An 18,368-nucleotide genomic window follows, 5' to 3' on the forward strand; every position below is an offset into this window, starting at 1 on the left:
ATTGGATATATCACTGCCAAAAGGATTGGAAACATCATATGATAAGAAAATCCCTTTTCAGCAGGAAATGAAAGGAAGCGCAGAAATTGTTACCGAAGATCTTCGATTACTTGAGAGAATACTTTATCAATTCAAAAGCCTTTTTAGACAGAATTAGAATTAACCTAAAGGGTTGTATAGGTTCTGTTTTGGTTCTGTCGCATCCAAATTCCGCGATAATGCTGCTTATTTTGTTAACAAAAGAGTTTAAAAACAGTTGATATTTCTAATTTAATGGTATCGGTTTAGAAAAATTCTTACACAATAAAAAAATGCAGTTAGATGTCAACTATCTTATTTATAGTTAATTAAAATTTTACTAAAATTTTAGTTAACATTTTTTTTGCAAAAATTACCGTTAAATTTTTTGTGTTAATATTTTTAATATACTTTTGTTCTACTGAATTAGTAGAACTTAAAATAGATTAAGTACAAAAAAGATTAAAGACTATCAAATGCATTTCATTTTTGAACAAGCAAGAACCATTTGACAATTTATGTCCTCTGAGTTGTTGCTGTTAAAAATTCTTCAATCCTTAATTCTTACAAATTTTAAATAAGATGGATCTCTAAATTTTAGGGGTTGAAATCTCGTATAGACCAATTTAAGTAATAGTAATCTAAAAATAAATAAAAATGAAAAAACGAATGTGTTGCAGGTAAAAAGAAACCATTTCTGCGGGAACAGAAATGGTGAAGCTTAAAGAAATTGTACATCTCTATAAGGAAAGTGAGAGTGGAGTAAATCCGTTTTCGACTCCCCTTATTTAATAAACCAAAACAAAGTAATGAAAAAAAAATTAAATAGATATATATGGTTATGCATTTTGTTGATTTCCATAGGGATTAATGCTCAAGAGAGCAAACCATTAATCCAGTCCAAACTCAACGGAATAGTAGTTGATGCTATTACAAAGGAGCCTATTATCGGTGCTTCGATAAATATTAAAGGTACTACGCACGGGGCTATAACAGACTTAGATGGGAAGTTTTATTTTCAAACGGGGCAAAAATTTCCTTATACGCTAATAGTAAGTTATATGGGGTATAAAAAAACGGAATTTGTTGCTAATGAAAATTCAGTTATCATTAATATTTCTGAAGAGCAGAATGCGTTGTCAGAAGTTGTAGTTACTGCACTAGGTATTACGAAAGAAAAAAAATCTTTGGGATATACTACTCAGGCACTTAAAGGCAAAGAATTGGCGGAGACAAAAGAAACGAATTTTTTAAATAGTCTTAGTGGTAAACTAGCTGGAGTACGTATCACCAATTCGCAAGGAGACATGGGATCTTCACGTATCATTATTCGTGGAGAAACTTCTATATCCGGAAACAACCAACCATTATTTGTGGTAGATGGAGTTCCGGTAGATAACTCGCAGTTAGGAAGCGTTGGTGGAGCCACCCGTGATTTCAAAAACGCAATTGCCGATTTAAATCCACAGGATATTGAAACATTAACTGTACTGAAAGGTCCTAATGCGGCGGCTCTTTATGGATCACGTGCAGCGCATGGAGTTGTTCTTATTACTACAAAATCAGGAAAAGGACAAAACGGACTAGGTATAAACGTTAGTTCGGGTATAACAATCTCTCAAGTTGCTACATTGCCTAAGTTTCAAAATTCGTTTGGACAAGGATCAAACGGAAGATTCAGCTATGTAGATGGTAAAGGAGGCGGAGTTAATGACGGAGTTGATGAAAGCTGGGGGCCTAAAATGGATGGGCGCCTTATTCCTCAATTTAATTCAAATGGTGTAGCAGTGCCTTTTGTAGCTCATCCTAATAATGTGAGAGACTTTTTTAATACAGGTCTTACTTTTGATAATAGTATTTCTGTGGCGAAATCGGATGACAAATCAGATTTCCGTATCGGAGTTAATAATCAAAAACAAACAGGAACAGTACCTAACAGTGAAGTAAACAAAACAAACTTTACTGTTAACACTAATTATCAAATATCTAAAAATGTAAAAATAGGGGTAACTGCTAACTATATTGTTACTGATGCTCCAGCTTTACCAGGTGGTCCATCGGGTAACCGTGCTGCTGGTGTAATGCTCCAATTTCTTTGGTTTGGACGTCAGGTAGATATCAATGAGCTTAGAAATAATAGAGATGTTAACTGGAACAATAGCTATTACAGCAATCCGTATTGGAATGCTTATTATAATACTACAAGTCAGCAACGTAACCGTTTAATAGGTGATATTCATTTGGATGCAAAAATTATAGATGGTCTTAATTTTAGATTCCGTACTGGTGTTGACTATTATAACGATCGTAGAAAATACCAGATTAAGTATGGTACAAATGGAACTCCTTTCGGATCGTATGCAGAAGATGCTTATACTGTAAACGAAAGAAATACAGAAGGTATTTTTACCTATACCAAAAAACTGAATGATGATTTTAGTTTGGATGCTCTTGCCGGATTCAATATTCGTAACCATAGTGATGCAAACAATTATCAAAAAGCACCACGTCTGGCTGTACCGGATTTGTATACATTGACTAATTCGAGAGATCCGTTAACGTCATCGAACATATTATCAAGATTGAGAGTATATAGTGCGTATGCCTCAGCACAATTGGGTTATAAAAATTATGCGTTTTTGAACGTAACTGCCCGTAATGACTGGTCATCGACATTACCAAGTAGTAACCGTTCTTATTTCTATCCTTCTTTTAATGGTAGTTTTGTACTAACCGATGCCTTGAACTTAAAAAGCAATACTCTTGACTTCTTAAAGTTACGTGGTGGTTGGTCTGAAGTGGGTAATGATGCAGATCCATATCAATTGGCTACAGTTTACAATTTTCAAACCGCATTTGACGGAAATCCAATTCAAACCTCATCTAGAAAGAAACTTAATGAGAACCTGAAACCGGAAACAACCCGCTCTACTGAATTGGGTCTTGAAGCTTCTTTCTGGAAAAATAGATTGCATCTAGATGTAGCATATTATAACACGAATAGTTTCGACCAGATTTTGGAAATAAAAACAACTACGTCGAGTGGTTATGATACGCAATTAATTAATGCAGGTAAAATAAACAACCGCGGTATAGAAATTCAATTGGATGGAACCCCTATTCAAACCAAAGATTTCAAATGGAATGTAGGCGTAAATTATTCAAAGAATGTTAGTAAAGTAGCCATTCTTGACTACGATAAACAAATTCAAAACTACACAATTGGTACTTCGGGAGGTGTTGATGTATTGGCCTCTGTAGGGCAAGCTTATGGAGCACTTTATGGCACAGCTTATGAGCGCGACGCAAGTGGAAACATAGTAGTAGGTGCCAATGGATTGCCGAAAGCTGATCCGCAAAAGAGAGTATTAGGACATTATACTCCAGACTATTTAGCTGGTGTTACAAACACCTTGACCTATAAAAATCTTGAATTTTCTTTCCTTGTTGATGCCAGTGTAGGTGGAGAACTTTTTTCGGGAACAAACAGAACGGGTAATTATACAGGTGTACTAGCTCAAACTCTTCCAGGTCGTGATGCTGCCAATGGCGGATTGAATTACTATTATGCAGGTACTACCAAAACTTTGCTTGGAGGTGGAACAGCTCCAAATGGTGCAACGGTATATGATGATGGAATGATCTTTAACGGTGTATATGCTAATGGAACTCCGAACACTCAGGTAATTAGTGCACAGGAATATTACAAGGCGTCATACAATATTAGTGAAGCTTATATTTACAGCTCAACTTTTGTAAAACTAAGAGAAGTAAAACTTGCTTACAACTTCGATAAGGCTTTTGCTAAGAGGCTGGGATTGGTAGGAGCTAGTATTACTGCCGTAGGTCGTAACCTGCTATTTATTTATAAAGATGCGCCAAATATTGATCCTGAAACAGCTTTTAATACTGGAAATGCACAAGGTTTGGAGAGTTTATCCCTGCCAACTACCAGAAGTTTTAGCCTTAATGTTAATCTTAAATTTTAAAAACACGAAATCATGCTAAAAAAACTAGCCTATATAACTCTATTTGCATTGTCACTCACCTCATGTAGTGATACTCTGGATGATATTAATAAAAATCCAAATGCAACTGAAACACCGTTGGCACCTTACCTGTTAACAGGAACATTAAAGCAGGGTGCCGACTTATATTGGGGGGCGGATAATAACTTTAACTCCTCGTTGTTATTTGTTCAGCACTGGGCTAAAATCCAATATACTGAACCAGACAGATACGATGTCTCTAATACTTCTTTCACTTCTTTGTGGAATACCGGATATGCAACCTTGATTACAGATTTGAACACGATTCTGAATTTCTCGGATCAGCAGGCAAATTCAAATTATAAAGGGATCGCACTGACGCTGCGTTCATGGACGTTTTTATTATTGACAGATGCTTATGGAAGCATTCCTTATAAAGAAGCAGGTCAAAAAGTGACACCGGCATATAATACTCAAGAGGAAGTATATACGGGATTGCTTGAAGATTTGAAAAAAGCTCAATCTTTACTAAGTACTACAAACGGTACTGTTACTGGTGATTTGGCTTATAAAGGAGATATTACTAAATGGAAAAAACTGGTAAATTCGCTTCGTTTGCGTATAGCGTTGAGAATTTCGGATAAACTATCAGCTTTGGCTAAGCAAACTGCGATTGAGGCAACAACCGATGCTGTAGGAGTGATTAGCAGTAATAGCGAAATCTTTCAGTTTATTTACACTAGTTCACCTCAGCAAAATCCAGCTTCGGCTTGGTTTGAGACCCGTGACGATTTCCGTATTTCGAAGACATTGGTTGATAAGTTATATGAGTTATCCGATCCACGTTTACCAGTTTATGCTCAGTTACCATCGGATGCAAGTGTAGGTAAATACGTTGGAGGGGGGAATGGATTGTCAAATAGTGATGCCAATAGTCAGGGTTTTGCTAAAACATCAAAACCAGGTACTTACTTCCTGACTTCATTGTCGCCGGCTGTAATTGCTTCTTATTCGGAAACGTTGTTCAATCTTTCCGAAGCAGTAGCCCGTGGTTATATTTCTGGAGATGCAGAGCAACTTTATAAAAGTGCAATTACGGCATCGTTCAATCAATTTGGTATTACCGACGCAACAATTATTTCTAATTATCTTAATCAGACAACTGTGAAATACGATGCAACAAATTATGCCAAATCGATAGGTACACAAAAATGGATTGCATTTTTTGGACAAGGTCTTGATGCCTTTGCTGAGTGGAGAAGACTTGACTATCCGGTGTTAACAGCCGGTCCGGCTACGGTTTTGGACGGACAGCTACCTTCGCGATTCTTCTACCCAGGGACAGAGCAATCGTTGAACGGTACTAGCTATCAGGCTGCAGTATCTGTTCAGGGAAAAGATTTACTTACTACAAAACTATGGTTTGATGTAAATTAAGTTGTATTCCGAAAAGGATATTCAACTTTAGCTTAAAATCAAGCACCTATATTAAGAGAAAGAATATAAAGCACCTGCTGACTGCAGGTGCTTTTTTTTACTAAAAAAAATACTGAATTGTTGATTTATTGCCTACTAAAAATTATAAATCCTCTTAATTATACTCTTTCAATTTTGCAAATAAAACAACAAGCTTCAGAATTTCTTGCATGAAGATATTCAACATCTTTTTCTGTTTCGAAGATTTCAGGAATCAGTAAATCAATATCTTGATTACCAACTAGTTTTGTGAAAATCATTTTCTGTTCTTTATTGTATCCAATTAATGACAGCGGAAAATTTTCTTTATCGATTTTTATTTCAGGCGGGAAGTTATAAATATCTGAGTATTCTTCAACTTCATTTTTATGAATAAATATTGGTCCGGATTGATTAAAAGCATTGTTTATCGAAAATGGGCTATACGCAAAAACCAATCGAATATCTTCACCAACATTAAAGGGTTTCAACGAAACTCGACACGGACCTTTTCCTGATGCTAATTGATCGTAAACGATATTACCAAAAGTATCAATATTCGTTTCACGAATTTTTCTTGCGTATTCTTTTGTTAAAGGAACAATTTTAAACTTTTTCATAATTTTTATTTTTAAGCAAATTTAGATTTAGCATGTTTTACTAAAAATCCGTTTCTTGCTAAATTATATTCCTATTTTGATGTTTGTCACCAGATATCTTAAGTATTCTTATTGAAAAGCTCCGCAAATGTCTCTGATTTTGCGGAATTTTTTTGCAACCGATTCTGAGTTATAATTTTGAACAAATAAGATTCTATCAGCAATAAATATATTTTGAAAATAGGCGAACACTTCGAGACCATTTTGTTGTATTAAGGTAGAGTTACAATTCCTTTTTAATTATTTAAAAATAAATTGATTTTTGATGTTTTTTCTGAATTATATCTATTAAATCCTTATTTTTATAATAATAAATTTTTGAAAATTTTGATTAAGAAAATGACTTATAAATTCTGGATTTCTATTTGATTGCATTTTAATATAAACACATTACTATGATAAAAAATAAGTTTATTCTTTTTATTTCGGTAGTATTATTTTCCTGTAATGGAAAAAAAACACCGCCAAAAGAAAATCCCATACAAAGTTATCAAGTATTGACGTTGGCTCCGAGACAGGTTACCGTTTATAACGATTTTCCTGCCTCTATACAAGGGCAAAATGTTGTAGAGATCAAGCCAATGGTTTCAGGTTATCTCCAGGATATTTATGTGCCAGAGGGCGCTTCTGTTACTAAAGGACAGCTGTTATTCCGTATTAAAAATCCTCAATATGAGCAGGATATTGTTACTGCCAAAGGGGCTATAAAGATTGCGGAAGCCAATGTAAATACAGCCCGCATGAATGTTGAAAAAGCAAGACCCTTAGTAGAGCAGGAAATCGTAAGTAAATATGAACTGAGTTCCGCATTATATACACTAGAATCACAACAGGCTGCTTTATCCCAAGCAAAAGCTACCCTTGCTAATGCATTGACCAATCAGGGATATACGTATATACGTAGTCCGCAAAGTGGTACCATTGGTCTTATCCCTTATAAAATTGGCGCATTAGTAAGCAGTACAACCACAGATCCGCTTACGACACTGTCTAATACGATTAATGTATTCGCCTATTTTTCTCTTAGTGAAAAGCAGCTGCTGGATTTTATGAATACTATGAAAGGCAGCTCAACTGCCGAAAAACTAAATAATATGCCTATGGTAACATTGGTATTAGCAGATGGAACAGTATATCCTGAAAAAGGTAAATTGGAGACAGCCAGCGGAGGTATAGACACCAGTACCGGAACTGCAACATTCAAAGCGATATTCGATAATAAATTAGGTCTCATCCAGAATGGAGCAAGTGCTACGATTAGGATTCCCGTGAACTTAGATAATGCTTTATTGGCACCACAGACAGCGATTTATCAATTACAGGATAAGTCATTGGTTTATCAGGTCATGAATGGAAATAAAGTAATGAGTACTGCGGTAACAACTTCGCCTACAGACGACGGTAATTTTATAGTAATTAAAGATGGAGTTAAAGCAGGAGATAAACTTCTTCTGAATGGATTAAATATTGCTGATAGTACCGTGATAAAACCGATGCCTGTTAACTCAGCGACTATTTATAGCACCATGAAAACCAAATCTAACTAAAAGGCAATGCTGAAACTATTTATAAGAAGACCGGTATTAAGTACAGTGATCTCTGTGATCATTGTCGTACTCGGTATTTTAGGAGTTAGCAGTCTGCCGGTGGCACAGTATCCGGATATTGCACCGCCTACGATTCAGGTGTCGGCTTCTTATCCCGGAGCAAATACTACGACGCTAATCAATAGTGTAGTTTTCCCCCTTGAGCAACAGATCAATGGGGTGGAAGGAATGACCTATATGACTTCCTCTGCAAGTAACACTGGTGCTGCTAGTATTAGCGTATATTTTTCGGTAGGGGTAGATCCTAACCAAGCGGCGGTAGATGTACAGAACCGGATAAGTACTGTATTGTCTAAACTTCCGCTGGCGGTAACTCAGGCTGGGGTAACGGTGAGGAAACAACAAAGCAGTAACGTACTGATTGTTGGGTTGTACAGCGACCGTCCACAATATGATCAGAAATTTTTGCAAAATTATACTGCAATAAATCTTGTTCCGCAGCTTCAGCGAGCAAAAGGAGTTGGTGGAGCTACGATATTTGGAGGTGTAATGACTTATGCAATGCGCATCTGGTTACAGCCGGATAAAATGGCAGCGTATGGATTGGTCCCTGCAGATGTCACTAATGCTTTGAATGCACAAAGTTTTAATGCTGCTCCAGGTAAGATAGGCGATAATATGGCTCAGGCGTTTCAGTATGATATTACCTATTCTGGTACATTAACTTCATTGGAGCAATTTAAAAATGTTATTATCAAATCAATAGGAACCGGACAATATCTTTATTTAAAAGATATTGCACGTATTGATTTAGGAACTCAAACTTATACTAGTGTTACAGCTATTAATGGAAAACCAGCTGTAGCGATTGCTATCAGTCAAACGCCGGGTTCTAATGCACAGCAGGTAATCGTGGGGGCGCAGAAAGTAATGGCCGATGCTTCTAAAAGCTTTCCTTCTGGGATTAAAATGATGGAATTGGTGAATATTAATAATTTCCTTAGCGAAAGTATTACCAAAGTACTTCATACCCTAATCGAATGCTTTTTATTGGTATTTCTTGTGATCCTTATATTTTTACAAGATGTACGTTCGACCATTATTCATGGAGTTTCGGTTCCGGTGTCTATTATAGGAACCTTTTTCTTTTTGTATTTATTTGGCTATAGCCTTAATCTACTTACTTTATTTGCCTTGGTATTAGCAATTGGTATTGTGGTAGATGATGCCGTAGTAGTGGTAGAAGCTGTGCATAGTAAGCTGGAACATGGTTATACTTCCTCACGTAAAGCTGCAATTGATGCTATGGGAGAGATTGCACCTGCTATTGTTTCTATTACCCTTGTAATGGCTTCAGTATTTCTTCCAGTAACTTTTTTAGGAGGTTCAGCTGGAGTTTTTTATAAGCAATTCGGAATTACATTAGCTATTGCTATTATGATCTCGGCAGTGAATGCTCTTACTTTAAGTCCTGCTCTTGCCGCTATGTTTTTAAAGCCGCCAAAACATGGAGAAGAGGATGATAATAAAAGTTTTTTACAAAAGTTAAAAAATGGTTTTAATTCCAATTATGGAAAGCTGATTGATAAGTATATAGTCGCTGTATCTTTTCTTATAAGGAGAAAATGGATGGCTGCCGTTTTTGTATTGCTTTTTAGCGGGCTCTTTTATTTTACAATCAAGAGTGTAGCTTCCAGTTTCGTTCCTGCGGAGGATATGGGTACAATTTTCGTGAACGTAACGTTGCCGGCAGCAGCAGCAAAAGAAAGAGTACAAGTCATAAATAAACAGATCGATAGTATGGCTCATACCATCCCACAAGTGCAGGCTACAATGACTACGCTGGGACAAAATCAGCTAGGAGGAAGCGGGAGTTCTTACGGAATGCTTATTTTACGGCTTACCCCTTGGAGCGATCGTCCCGGTATTACAGATGTAGATGTAATTCAACAGCTTAGGGATAAAACAAAAAACATACGGGGCGCTTCTATCAATTTTATGCAGCAGCCTACAATTAGCGGTTTTGGTACCAGTGGAGGATTTACATTTCAAATTGAAGACAGAGGAGGACATAGTATTGGAGAATTTTATAAGGTATCACAAAATTTTTTGGCAGCACTTAATAAAAGAAGCGAGATCCAGTATGCGGCTACAGCATTCGATCCAACTTTTCCGCAGTATGAAGTAGATGTTAATATTGCTAAATGCGAAGACAACGGAATACAGCCAGCAGATATTCTCAATTTGATGAATGTTTACTATGGAAGTTCCTATGTGAGTAATTTTACTGAGTTTGGGCAGCAGTATCAGGTTATTCTCCAAGCCGATAATCCTTATAGAGGAACTGTTGAACAGATGAATAATATTAAAATCCGCACAAGTAGCGGAACTATGAGTCCTATTTCGGAATACATTATAATGAAAAAAGTATATGGACCTTCGTCTATATCCAGGTTTAATATGTACAATGCTATTTCGGTAAGTGGTTCGCCAAATTCAGGATACAGTACAGGCCAGTCTATGGAAGCTATAAATGAAGTTGCTGCTAAGCTTTTACCTCCCGGTTATAGTTTTGAATATAGTGGTATCAGTAAAGAAGAGCAGGGTTCCGGTTCTCAGGCTAGTATCGTTTTTTTATTAAGCCTTTGTTTTGTATATCTATTGCTGAGTGCTTTGTATGAAAGTTACATTCTTCCGTTTGCAGTAATTCTTTCATTGCCAGTAGGACTAAGCGGTATTTTTGTCTTTGCTAAATTATTTGGAATAGATGATAATATTTATGTACAGATCTGTATGATCATGCTTATAGGATTGTTAGCCAAGAATGCTATTTTGATGGTGGAATTTTCTTTAGAAAAGAGACGAGAAGGAATGGATCTTCTTGAAAGTGCACTCACGGGAGCGAAAATCAGAATCCGACCTATATTAATGACCTCATTGGCTTTTATTTTTGGATTGATGCCTTTAATGTTTTCAACTGGAGTGGGGGCGAATGGTAATAAATCTATCGGTATAGGTTCTATCGGTGGAATGTTGTTTGGGACTCTGCTCGGGATATTTGTGATACCTGGATTGTACGTAATCTTTCAGGGATTACAGGAAAAAATAAAGTCTAATAAATACGATGAAAACGACGATTTGATTGTTGAAAACAATAAATAATCTTACAGTGAAAAGCATGATGGAATTGAAAAAAAAATACAGGCTTATTCTACAGATCGCGGCTTTTTCGGTATTGCTTTATGGCTGCAATATTACGAAGCCGTATGTGAGTAAGCAATCAGTTCCGGATAAATTATATGGAGATACAGTAGCGGGAGCCAATACAAATATGGCTGTACTTTCCTGGAAAGAAATTTTTAAAGACCCTTTATTACAACAGCTTATTAATGAGGGAATTGATAATAACTTAGATCTAAAAACAGCAGCAGCCAATCTCAAGGCGGCAGAAGCAAATTTTGTACAGAGCAAACAGGCGTTTTTGCCCACACTTTCTGGAAATGCCACAGCAGGAGTTTATCATCCTTCTGATGCGCTGGCTTCTAATACACGTGTATATCAGTTGTATGCACTCTCATCATGGCAGGCAGACATTTGGGGGAAATTAAGGAGTACCAAGAGATCAATGTATGCCACTTATCTTGCCAGTGAAGCGTATAAACAAGCGGTAAAGACACAGCTTGTTGCCAATATTGCGGTAACCTATTATCAATTGCTTGCTTATGATGAACAATTGAATATTATTCAGCAATCACTCGTAGTATATTCCAAGGATATGGAAACAATGAAAATCTTAAAGAATAGTGATGTAGTTACTGGTGCTGCGGTAGTACAAAGTGCTGCGAATTATTATGCAGTAAAATCTACAGTGCCTGATATAAAAAATAATATTCGTCAGGCAGAAAATACGTTGTCTTTATTATTAGGTAGAACACCGGGGACTATTAATCGTGATTCACTTTTTAATGAACAGGTTTATAGTGAATTATCAACAGGACTTCCGGTACAGCTTCTTGCCAACAGACCTGATGTGAAAGAGGCTGAACTACAACTTAGAAGCTATTTTGAGCTAGTAAATGTTGCTGAAACATGTTTTTATCCTGCTTTAACAATTACAGGACAGGCAGGTTTATATTCAACAGAATTAAAGTCTTTTTTTAATGCAGGCAATCTTCTCGCTAATATTGTGGGAGGTTTAACGCAGCCAATCCTTAATAATGGGCTTAATAAACAACGATTAAAAATTGCACATGCCAATTATGAAGCTGCTGAATATAATTACAGTAAAGTATTGCTTACAGCAGGGCAGGAAGTGTCCAATGCTCTGTATCAATACCAAATGGTAGATGAAAAAACGCCATCGCGCTTGGAACAAATCGCTAATCTTGAGAAAGCGGTTCATTTTACAAAAGAATTATTAAAATATACGAGTAATACCAATTATACCGATGTTCTTACTTCAGAGCAAAGTCTTTTAAGCGCAAGGCAAAGTGTTGTTACAGATAAATTGCAGCAACTTCAGGCGGTGGTAAATCTTTATGCCGCTTTGGGTGGAGGGTGGAAGTAATTATTTATTTAGATAGTTTGAATTTTGAATATCCTGTTGAGATAATTCAAGAGGATATTCAAACTATTTTATAATATGGGTTTAATCGATGCATTAAACTCTAAAAGCTCAATGCCTGAGTAAAGTCTTCTAATAAATCCTGAATATCTTCAATTCCTATTGACAATCGAATTAAGGAATCTTCAATACCCATTTCTTTTCTGCGTTCGGCTCCTAGTTCGTGAAAAATGGTTTTTGCCACAGGGATAGCAAGAGTTCGGGTATCACCTAAATTACTGGATTTGATTACTACTTTAAGGCGATTTAGAAAAGTTACGCAATCAATTTTATCGCTTAGTTCAAAGCTCATTAACCCACCATATCCATGAAATAAGTCCGAAGCAATTTTGTGTTGGGGATGAGAAACTAAACCAGGGTAATTAACTTTTTTTACCAATGTATGTTCATCTAGAAAGCGTGCTAAAATTAAGGCGTTGCTACAAATTCTTTCTAGTCTTAAAGCTAATGTCTCTGCTCCGACAGAAATACTATGTGCAGCTTCTGGAGACAGGGTAGCACCTCCATCACGTAAACCTCTTTTCCTTATTTGAGTAATACCAAGTAAAGCTGGTGCAATCTGATCGCGTAAAACAGATGTAATATTAGGGAAATTGTCCCAGTCATATAAACCAGTATCTGTAACACTACCGCCTAACGCATTACCATGGCCACCTATATACTTTGTTAGAGAATTAATAACCAGACTTGCTTTTACATTAATTGCTTTAAAGAGATAAGGTGAAGTCATCGTATTATCAACAACATATATTAGCTTTTGGTCTGAGCAATAATCCCCAATTTTATCAAGATGAGCTACTTGAGTGGCTGGATTAGCAATAGTCTCAACAAAGACCATTCGGGTATTGGGTTTGTAAGCGTTTTTTATATTTTCAATGTTTGTAGCGTCTACAAAAGATATTTCAATACCAATTTCTATAAACGTTTGCATAATACTCCTTGAATTACCAAAGAGGTATGAGCTTGCAATTATATGATCATCTTTTTTTAAAAGCGATAAAATAGTAGCAGTTATTGCAGCCATGCCGGTAGAGAAAGCAACAGTAGCGCGACCTTCTTCCATTTGTGTTATTTTATGCTCCAAAGCTGTCACTGTTGGGTTACCTTGACGCGAGTAAGCATACCCTTTTGTTTTGTTTTGAAATACATCAATAAGACCATTTACATCTTCATATCCCCAGGTTACTGCAGTATGAATAGGTTGGTGTAGTGCCCCAAATTCTGGTTGTAAAAGACGGTCTGAATGTAATGTAGTAGTAGTAAATCCTTTTTTATTATTCATTGTGTTTTTTGATACAAAAACTTTGCATCTAGTAATAGTATTAATAATTTGTTTTTAGTTAGGTTAGTTACATTTGCCGGTAACATACCCAGTAATTACTACAAAATAGTTGTTATCATTCTATTTAAGCAATCAGTTAATTTTTAGATTACTAATATATGACTAATTTTATTTTAGTTATTGTTAACTTTATAAAAAAAAATGCAAACAATATTAGGAGCAAACGGTATAATCGGGGAAGAATTGGCTAAAGCATTACGAAGCAATTACACTAATGAAATAAAGTTGGTTGGGCGAAACCCAAAGAAAGTTCACGATCAGGATATTTTATTCAAGTGTGATTTACTAGATCCGGAAAGTGTAAAAAATGCGCTGATAGATACAGAGATTGCATACCTCACTGTTGGTCTGCCGTATGATTCTAAATTGTGGTTGGAGCAATGGCCTATAATAATGGAAAATGTAATTTCAGGATGCAAAAAGCAAGGTTGTAAATTGGTTTATTTTGACAATACATACGTTTATTCACAAGACAGTAAGATTCAAACCGAAGATACTGCTTTGGAACCTAGCGGAGATAAAGGGAGAGCAAAAAAAATAGCTTTGGAATTGTTATTAGCAGCTATTGAAAAAAAGGAAATCAGAGCTGTTATTTGTCGGGCACCAGAATTTTATGGACCAGGCAAAACAAAGGGAATTACAAACGATCTTGTATTTGGAAATTTGCTGCAGCAAAAGAAACCAAAATGTTTATTGAAAGACAATGTAAAGAGAACCTTAATTTTTACTCCTGATGCCAGTAGAGCAATGGCTCAAATTGGTAATACAGATGACGCTTATTCTCAGACCTGGCATTTGCCGTGTGATGACGACCGATTGACATTCAAGGAATTTATGGAAGAAATATCCAAACAATTGGGAAGGGAAATCAGATATGGAAAACTAACCTCATTCGTTTTAAAAATTGCGGTAGTTTTCAATCATTTTGTGAGAGAAACCCAAGAATTATTGCCACGATATGCAATCGATAATATTTTCGATTCATCAAAATTCAAAAAACGATTCCCAGACTTTAGAGTAACAACTTACCAAGAGGGAATTAAAATTATTTTGAAAGATTATAAAATAAAATAAACTTGTTCTGTCGCATATAAAGTTAAGCCTGCTTAGATAAATTTCACATTTATCTAAGTGGTTCTTCTTTTATAATTAACCAAAATATAAATTAAAAAGCCAAGCATCCAAGCTCCTACAACTACTCCAAAAAATATCGCAATAATTGAAGGGTGAAGATATTTTGGTTCATAAAATAATCGTTCCAAAGTTGTGAATTTTTCACCTAACGCCTTTCTGTCAAGATTATTATTGATTCCGGACAGCTCATTAATATGATCTTTATAGTAGTAAACGTCTTTAACCAGATCTTTAGGAATTATATGAGTTTCGATCTTGTATTTTCTCAATAATGTATCCAACTTCTTGAAATTAGACAACAAAGAATCTTGCTTCTTGTATTTATAAATCAACTTGTATCGTTTTACAGCGGCATCAAATTGCTGCTTCTCTACCGGAATTCCTTTTACAGGTTTATATAAAGATTTATTTTCAACAAATATGCAAATATCTTCATCATAACTAGGATCAACTTGCCTGCCTTTGTATATAATTTGGGTACTATCTTTTATGATATTCTTCTTAATTATTCGTTCAAAAAGCTCTTTTTTGCCAAAACCAATACTATCTAAAAATGTACTCGTGGCTGCAGAAATTTTATTTAAATCGGTAGTTAGCATTTTTAAAGTATCAATGCTATAGTATTTATATTCTACACTATAATAGTGACCCGAAATCACAGTACTATCCACAACCTCGATAACCGGATAAGGTTTTGGATATAAGATATTAACCGGATTAAATAATTTATCCGAACTGTAAGAAGTATAATTATATAAAAATGGATTTAAAACATTCAGTAACGTTTTGTCTTTATTGAATTTTGTTTCAGACAATTCCGTTTTCAATTTTGCATTCATGCCAAAACTATAACTCAAAAAAAACGAAAAACTCAAAAAAGAAATCAATAGCAATACGCCACCAATTTTGAGCAAATTACCAAAAGAATAATTTTGTTTCGAATGATTTTTTAGCAAAAATATCAGGAAGAAAAGTAAAAACAATCCACTTATAAAAAAATGAGAAATAGATACATCATCATAAAACTTAAACCTATAAAACTCGGTATAAATGTCGATATTCCCTATTCCTTCAAACTTATAATAACCGTATATAAAATAGCCCAAATGAATCAACAATAGCACTACAATAGACTTTACGAAGAATTGCTTTAATTTTTTATCCATGTTTTATTTTGAGTAATTACTCTCAAATATAAAGAATTCGTTTTAAATATCAATTGTAAAGAACAATACAAAATGTTGAAGTGGTAATGAAATTGTATCAGAATTGATTTTGCAGCACTAAAATTTTTTGCAAAAAAAAGGTTTATGCTGTAAATCATAAACCTTTTTAATATAGATTCTAAAACAATTTCTTAATTTGTGCCAGCAGCGATTTTATCTACAAGAAATAATAATTCTCCCGAAACAGGTTTAATCAATTGCATTGGGTAAAGTGTAGGATTATATGTTCCTGTAGTTACCTCTTTTAATGCATGTATTTTTTTCTCACCAAATGCTACTACAACAATCTTGTGTGCTTTGTTTATTAATGGCGCTGTAAGCGTAATGCGGTGCATTTTTTGAGGTTCTAGGTAATAGGCAGAAACCCATTTGTTTTGTTCCTCTAGTACTGCTTCACCAGGAAAAAGTGAGGCCGTATGTCCGTCATCTCCCATTCCTAATAAGATAAGATCGAATTTTTCTTCGTCTCCTAAAACTTTTCTAATAGACGCTTCGTAAGCAACTGCATAATCTTCGGGTGTAACACCGTCCTTATACATTTCGAATATATTGCTTTTAGGAATAGGAACGTGGCTTAGTAATGTAGCATAAGACATTTTTGCATTACTGAGATCATCATTAAGAGGTACCCAACGTTCGTCGCCCCAGAAGATAAAAACTTTAGCCCAGTCTATTTTAGATTTGTAATCATCAGAAGCTAATAATTTGTAAATCCCAGCAGGAGATGAACCTCCTGTAAGTACAACTGTAAATTTATCTCTCTCTGCAATTGCTTGCTGTGCGGCTGCTACAAAAAGGTCGGCAGCTGCAGTATTAATTTCTTCTGTATTATTGTATATCTGTATCATCTAAAATTTCTTCTTTTATTTTATTTTGTGTATTTCGAATCCAAGCATGACCTTGGCGAGCCAATAATTCATCAGCTTCTTCAGGTCCCCAACTTCCGGCTTTGTAATTAGGAAAATTGGTAGGTGCTATAGTTTTCCATACTTGCTGGATGGTATCAATTGCATCCCACGCTTGTTCTACCTGATCCCAACGCATAAATAGGGTAGGATCTCCTGCCAACGCATCGGCAATTAGGGTTTCATAAGCTTCTGGCGACATTGTAGAGCAGGAAAAATAATCAAATATCATTTCTGCCGGTTCCAAAGAAAGTGACAATCCAGGTTTTTTGGTCATAAATTGCAGCTTAATATCCATAGAAGGCTGAATATTGATAATAAGCCTATTGGGAGTCATGCCTTCTTTTCCATAAGAAAAAGAGGAATGAGGAACTGGTTTAAACTGTATAATGATTGAAGACTGTTTTTCTTCCATTCTTTTTCCTGTGCGCAGGTAAAACGGAATTCCTTGCCATCTCCAGTTATCCAGATAAATCTTCATTGCCACGTACGTTTCTGTATTAGAATCTGGGGCAATTCCTTTATCTTGACGGTATCCCGGAACTGGATTACCTTTTATAAAACCTGCATCGTATTGACCTCTTACAATGTAATGATCAACCTCATCTGGTTTTATGCGTCGAATAGATTTTAAAACATCTGCTTTACGGTTTCGGATATCATCTGCTTCTAATGATGCTGGAGCTTCCATAGCTGTCATGCATAAAATTTGAAGCAAATGGTTCTGAATCATATCTTTTAAGGCACCGACTCCTTCATAAAATCCGCCGCGTTCTTCGACTCCAACTTCTTCGGCTACTGTAATTTGAACAAAATCAATAAAATTACGACTCCATAAAGGTTCAAACATCGAATTTCCGAAACGGAAAGCAAGAATGTTCTGAACGGTTTCTTTGCCTAAATAATGATCTATTCTGTAAATTTGTTCTTCTTTGAACGTGTGCGAAAGCATTTCATTAAGTTCTATCGCAGAAGTTTTGTCGTAACCAAAAGGTTTTTCGATAATAATACGATCCTGCTTAGCATTTGCCGCAAGGCCAATTTTCTTAATATTACTAGAAATTGTAGTTATAAACGAAGGAGTAATAGAAAGGTAAAAAAGACGATTGGCACGTTCTCCAAAGGCTTGATCAAAACTGTTTATCGTTGCATTTAATCTTTGGTAAGAATCTTCTTTATCAATATCAAAACTTTGATACGTGATGTGCGAAAGAAATTTTTGAGTTTCTGGATCAGAAAGTCCTTTCTTTCTCGAAAAAGTATTTAGATTATCTAGGACATAGCTTTGGAACTCTTCATTACTTTTTTCAGCCCTTCCTAGTGCGATAATCTGAAATTTCTCAGACATACGACCATCCAGATAAAGATTTTGAAATGCGGGAAAGAGTTTTCTCTTTGCCAAATCACCGGTTCCTCCAAAAATAACAATGATTGTTGGATTTATATTTTTGAACTTATTCATTTTTGTG

11 protein-coding genes and 1 pseudogene are annotated in these 18,368 nt (G+C 35.5%); 7 read left to right on the forward strand and 5 right to left on the reverse strand.

Annotated features, from left to right (window positions below; genetic code table 11):
* The 3 genes and pseudogenes from OIU83_RS07535 to OIU83_RS07545 all read left to right on the forward strand — a co-directional run.
* A pseudogene (locus OIU83_RS07535) lies at positions 1-157 on the forward strand (HlyD family secretion protein); the annotation flags it as partial.
* Between the two features lie 670 nt (positions 158-827).
* Positions 828-4,007 carry a SusC/RagA family TonB-linked outer membrane protein gene (locus OIU83_RS07540; protein WP_264205635.1) on the forward strand — a complete coding sequence of 1,060 codons (3,180 nt, stop codon included), beginning with the start codon at positions 828-830 and terminating at the stop codon, positions 4,005-4,007.
* A gap of 12 nt (positions 4,008-4,019) precedes the next feature.
* Positions 4,020-5,444 carry a SusD/RagB family nutrient-binding outer membrane lipoprotein gene (locus tag OIU83_RS07545; protein WP_264205636.1) on the forward strand — a complete coding sequence of 475 codons (1,425 nt, stop codon included), beginning with the start codon at positions 4,020-4,022 and terminating at the stop codon, positions 5,442-5,444.
* 158 nt (positions 5,445-5,602) lie between these two features.
* Here OIU83_RS07545 and OIU83_RS07550 read toward each other — a convergent pair whose 3' ends face one another.
* Positions 5,603-6,082 carry a DUF1203 domain-containing protein gene (locus OIU83_RS07550; RefSeq protein ID WP_264205637.1) on the reverse strand — a complete coding sequence of 160 codons (480 nt, stop codon included), beginning with the start codon at positions 6,080-6,082 and terminating at the stop codon, positions 5,603-5,605.
* A 434-nt stretch (positions 6,083-6,516) separates the two neighbouring features.
* Here OIU83_RS07550 and OIU83_RS07555 point away from each other — a divergent pair, with 434 nt between their 5' ends.
* From OIU83_RS07555 to OIU83_RS07565, 3 genes are read left to right on the forward strand one after another with little or no spacing between them, the layout of a single operon-like run.
* Entirely contained in the window at positions 6,517-7,668 is a 1,152-nt protein-coding gene (locus tag OIU83_RS07555; RefSeq protein WP_264205638.1) for an efflux RND transporter periplasmic adaptor subunit, read from the forward strand.
* A 6-nt stretch (positions 7,669-7,674) separates the two neighbouring features.
* Positions 7,675-10,830, forward strand: a complete 3,156-nt coding sequence (locus OIU83_RS07560) for an efflux RND transporter permease subunit (protein ID WP_264205639.1) — start codon at positions 7,675-7,677, stop codon at positions 10,828-10,830.
* Positions 10,814-12,235 carry an efflux transporter outer membrane subunit gene (locus OIU83_RS07565; RefSeq protein WP_264205640.1) on the forward strand — a complete coding sequence of 474 codons (1,422 nt, stop codon included), beginning with the start codon at positions 10,814-10,816 and terminating at the stop codon, positions 12,233-12,235. Before OIU83_RS07560 ends, OIU83_RS07565 begins: the two co-directional genes overlap by 17 nt.
* A 100-nt stretch (positions 12,236-12,335) precedes the next feature.
* Here the strand turns inward: OIU83_RS07565 and OIU83_RS07570 are convergent, their stop codons facing one another.
* On the reverse strand, positions 12,336-13,574 hold the full coding sequence (locus OIU83_RS07570) for a cystathionine gamma-synthase family protein (protein WP_264205641.1): 1,239 nt from the start codon (positions 13,572-13,574) through the stop codon (positions 12,336-12,338).
* Between the two features lie 201 nt (positions 13,575-13,775).
* Here OIU83_RS07570 and OIU83_RS07575 point away from each other — a divergent pair, with 201 nt between their 5' ends.
* On the forward strand, positions 13,776-14,708 hold the full coding sequence (locus tag OIU83_RS07575) for an NAD-dependent epimerase/dehydratase family protein (protein ID WP_264205642.1): 933 nt from the start codon (positions 13,776-13,778) through the stop codon (positions 14,706-14,708).
* A 53-nt stretch (positions 14,709-14,761) separates the two neighbouring features.
* Here OIU83_RS07575 and OIU83_RS07580 read toward each other — a convergent pair whose 3' ends face one another.
* The 3 genes from OIU83_RS07580 to zwf form a co-directional block, all read right to left on the reverse strand.
* Positions 14,762-15,934, reverse strand: coding sequence for a hypothetical protein (locus tag OIU83_RS07580; protein WP_264205643.1), 1,173 nt, complete (start codon positions 15,932-15,934; stop codon positions 14,762-14,764).
* 191 nt (positions 15,935-16,125) lie between these two features.
* Complete coding sequence (pgl, locus tag OIU83_RS07585) at positions 16,126-16,842, reverse strand: 6-phosphogluconolactonase (RefSeq protein WP_264205644.1); 717 nt, start codon at positions 16,840-16,842, stop codon at positions 16,126-16,128.
* On the reverse strand, positions 16,823-18,361 hold the full coding sequence (gene zwf, locus OIU83_RS07590) for a glucose-6-phosphate dehydrogenase (protein WP_264205645.1): 1,539 nt from the start codon (positions 18,359-18,361) through the stop codon (positions 16,823-16,825). Before zwf ends, pgl begins: the two co-directional genes overlap by 20 nt.
* Positions 18,362-18,368 lie beyond the last annotated feature (7 nt).

The organism is Flavobacterium shii, from assembly GCF_025847235.1.
Lineage (GTDB): Bacteria > Bacteroidota > Bacteroidia > Flavobacteriales > Flavobacteriaceae > Flavobacterium > Flavobacterium shii.

Bases quoted from the DNA above. Each gene is read 5' to 3' on its own strand.
- OIU83_RS07550 (WP_264205637.1), bottom strand. From the start codon at position 6,082: ATGAAAAAGTTTAAAATTGTTCCTTTAACAAAAGAATACGCAAGAAAA.
- pgl (WP_264205644.1), bottom strand. From the start codon at position 16,842: ATGATACAGATATACAATAATACAGAAGAAATTAATACTGCAGCTGCC.
- OIU83_RS07560 (WP_264205639.1), top strand. From the start codon at position 7,675: ATGCTGAAACTATTTATAAGAAGACCGGTATTAAGTACAGTGATCTCT.
- OIU83_RS07570 (WP_264205641.1), bottom strand. From the start codon at position 13,574: ATGAATAATAAAAAAGGATTTACTACTACTACATTACATTCAGACCGT.
- OIU83_RS07575 (WP_264205642.1), top strand. From the start codon at position 13,776: ATGCAAACAATATTAGGAGCAAACGGTATAATCGGGGAAGAATTGGCT.
- OIU83_RS07545 (WP_264205636.1), top strand. From the start codon at position 4,020: ATGCTAAAAAAACTAGCCTATATAACTCTATTTGCATTGTCACTCACC.
- OIU83_RS07580 (WP_264205643.1), bottom strand. From the start codon at position 15,934: ATGGATAAAAAATTAAAGCAATTCTTCGTAAAGTCTATTGTAGTGCTA.
- OIU83_RS07555 (WP_264205638.1), top strand. From the start codon at position 6,517: ATGATAAAAAATAAGTTTATTCTTTTTATTTCGGTAGTATTATTTTCC.
- zwf (WP_264205645.1), bottom strand. From the start codon at position 18,361: ATGAATAAGTTCAAAAATATAAATCCAACAATCATTGTTATTTTTGGA.
- OIU83_RS07540 (WP_264205635.1), top strand. From the start codon at position 828: ATGAAAAAAAAATTAAATAGATATATATGGTTATGCATTTTGTTGATT.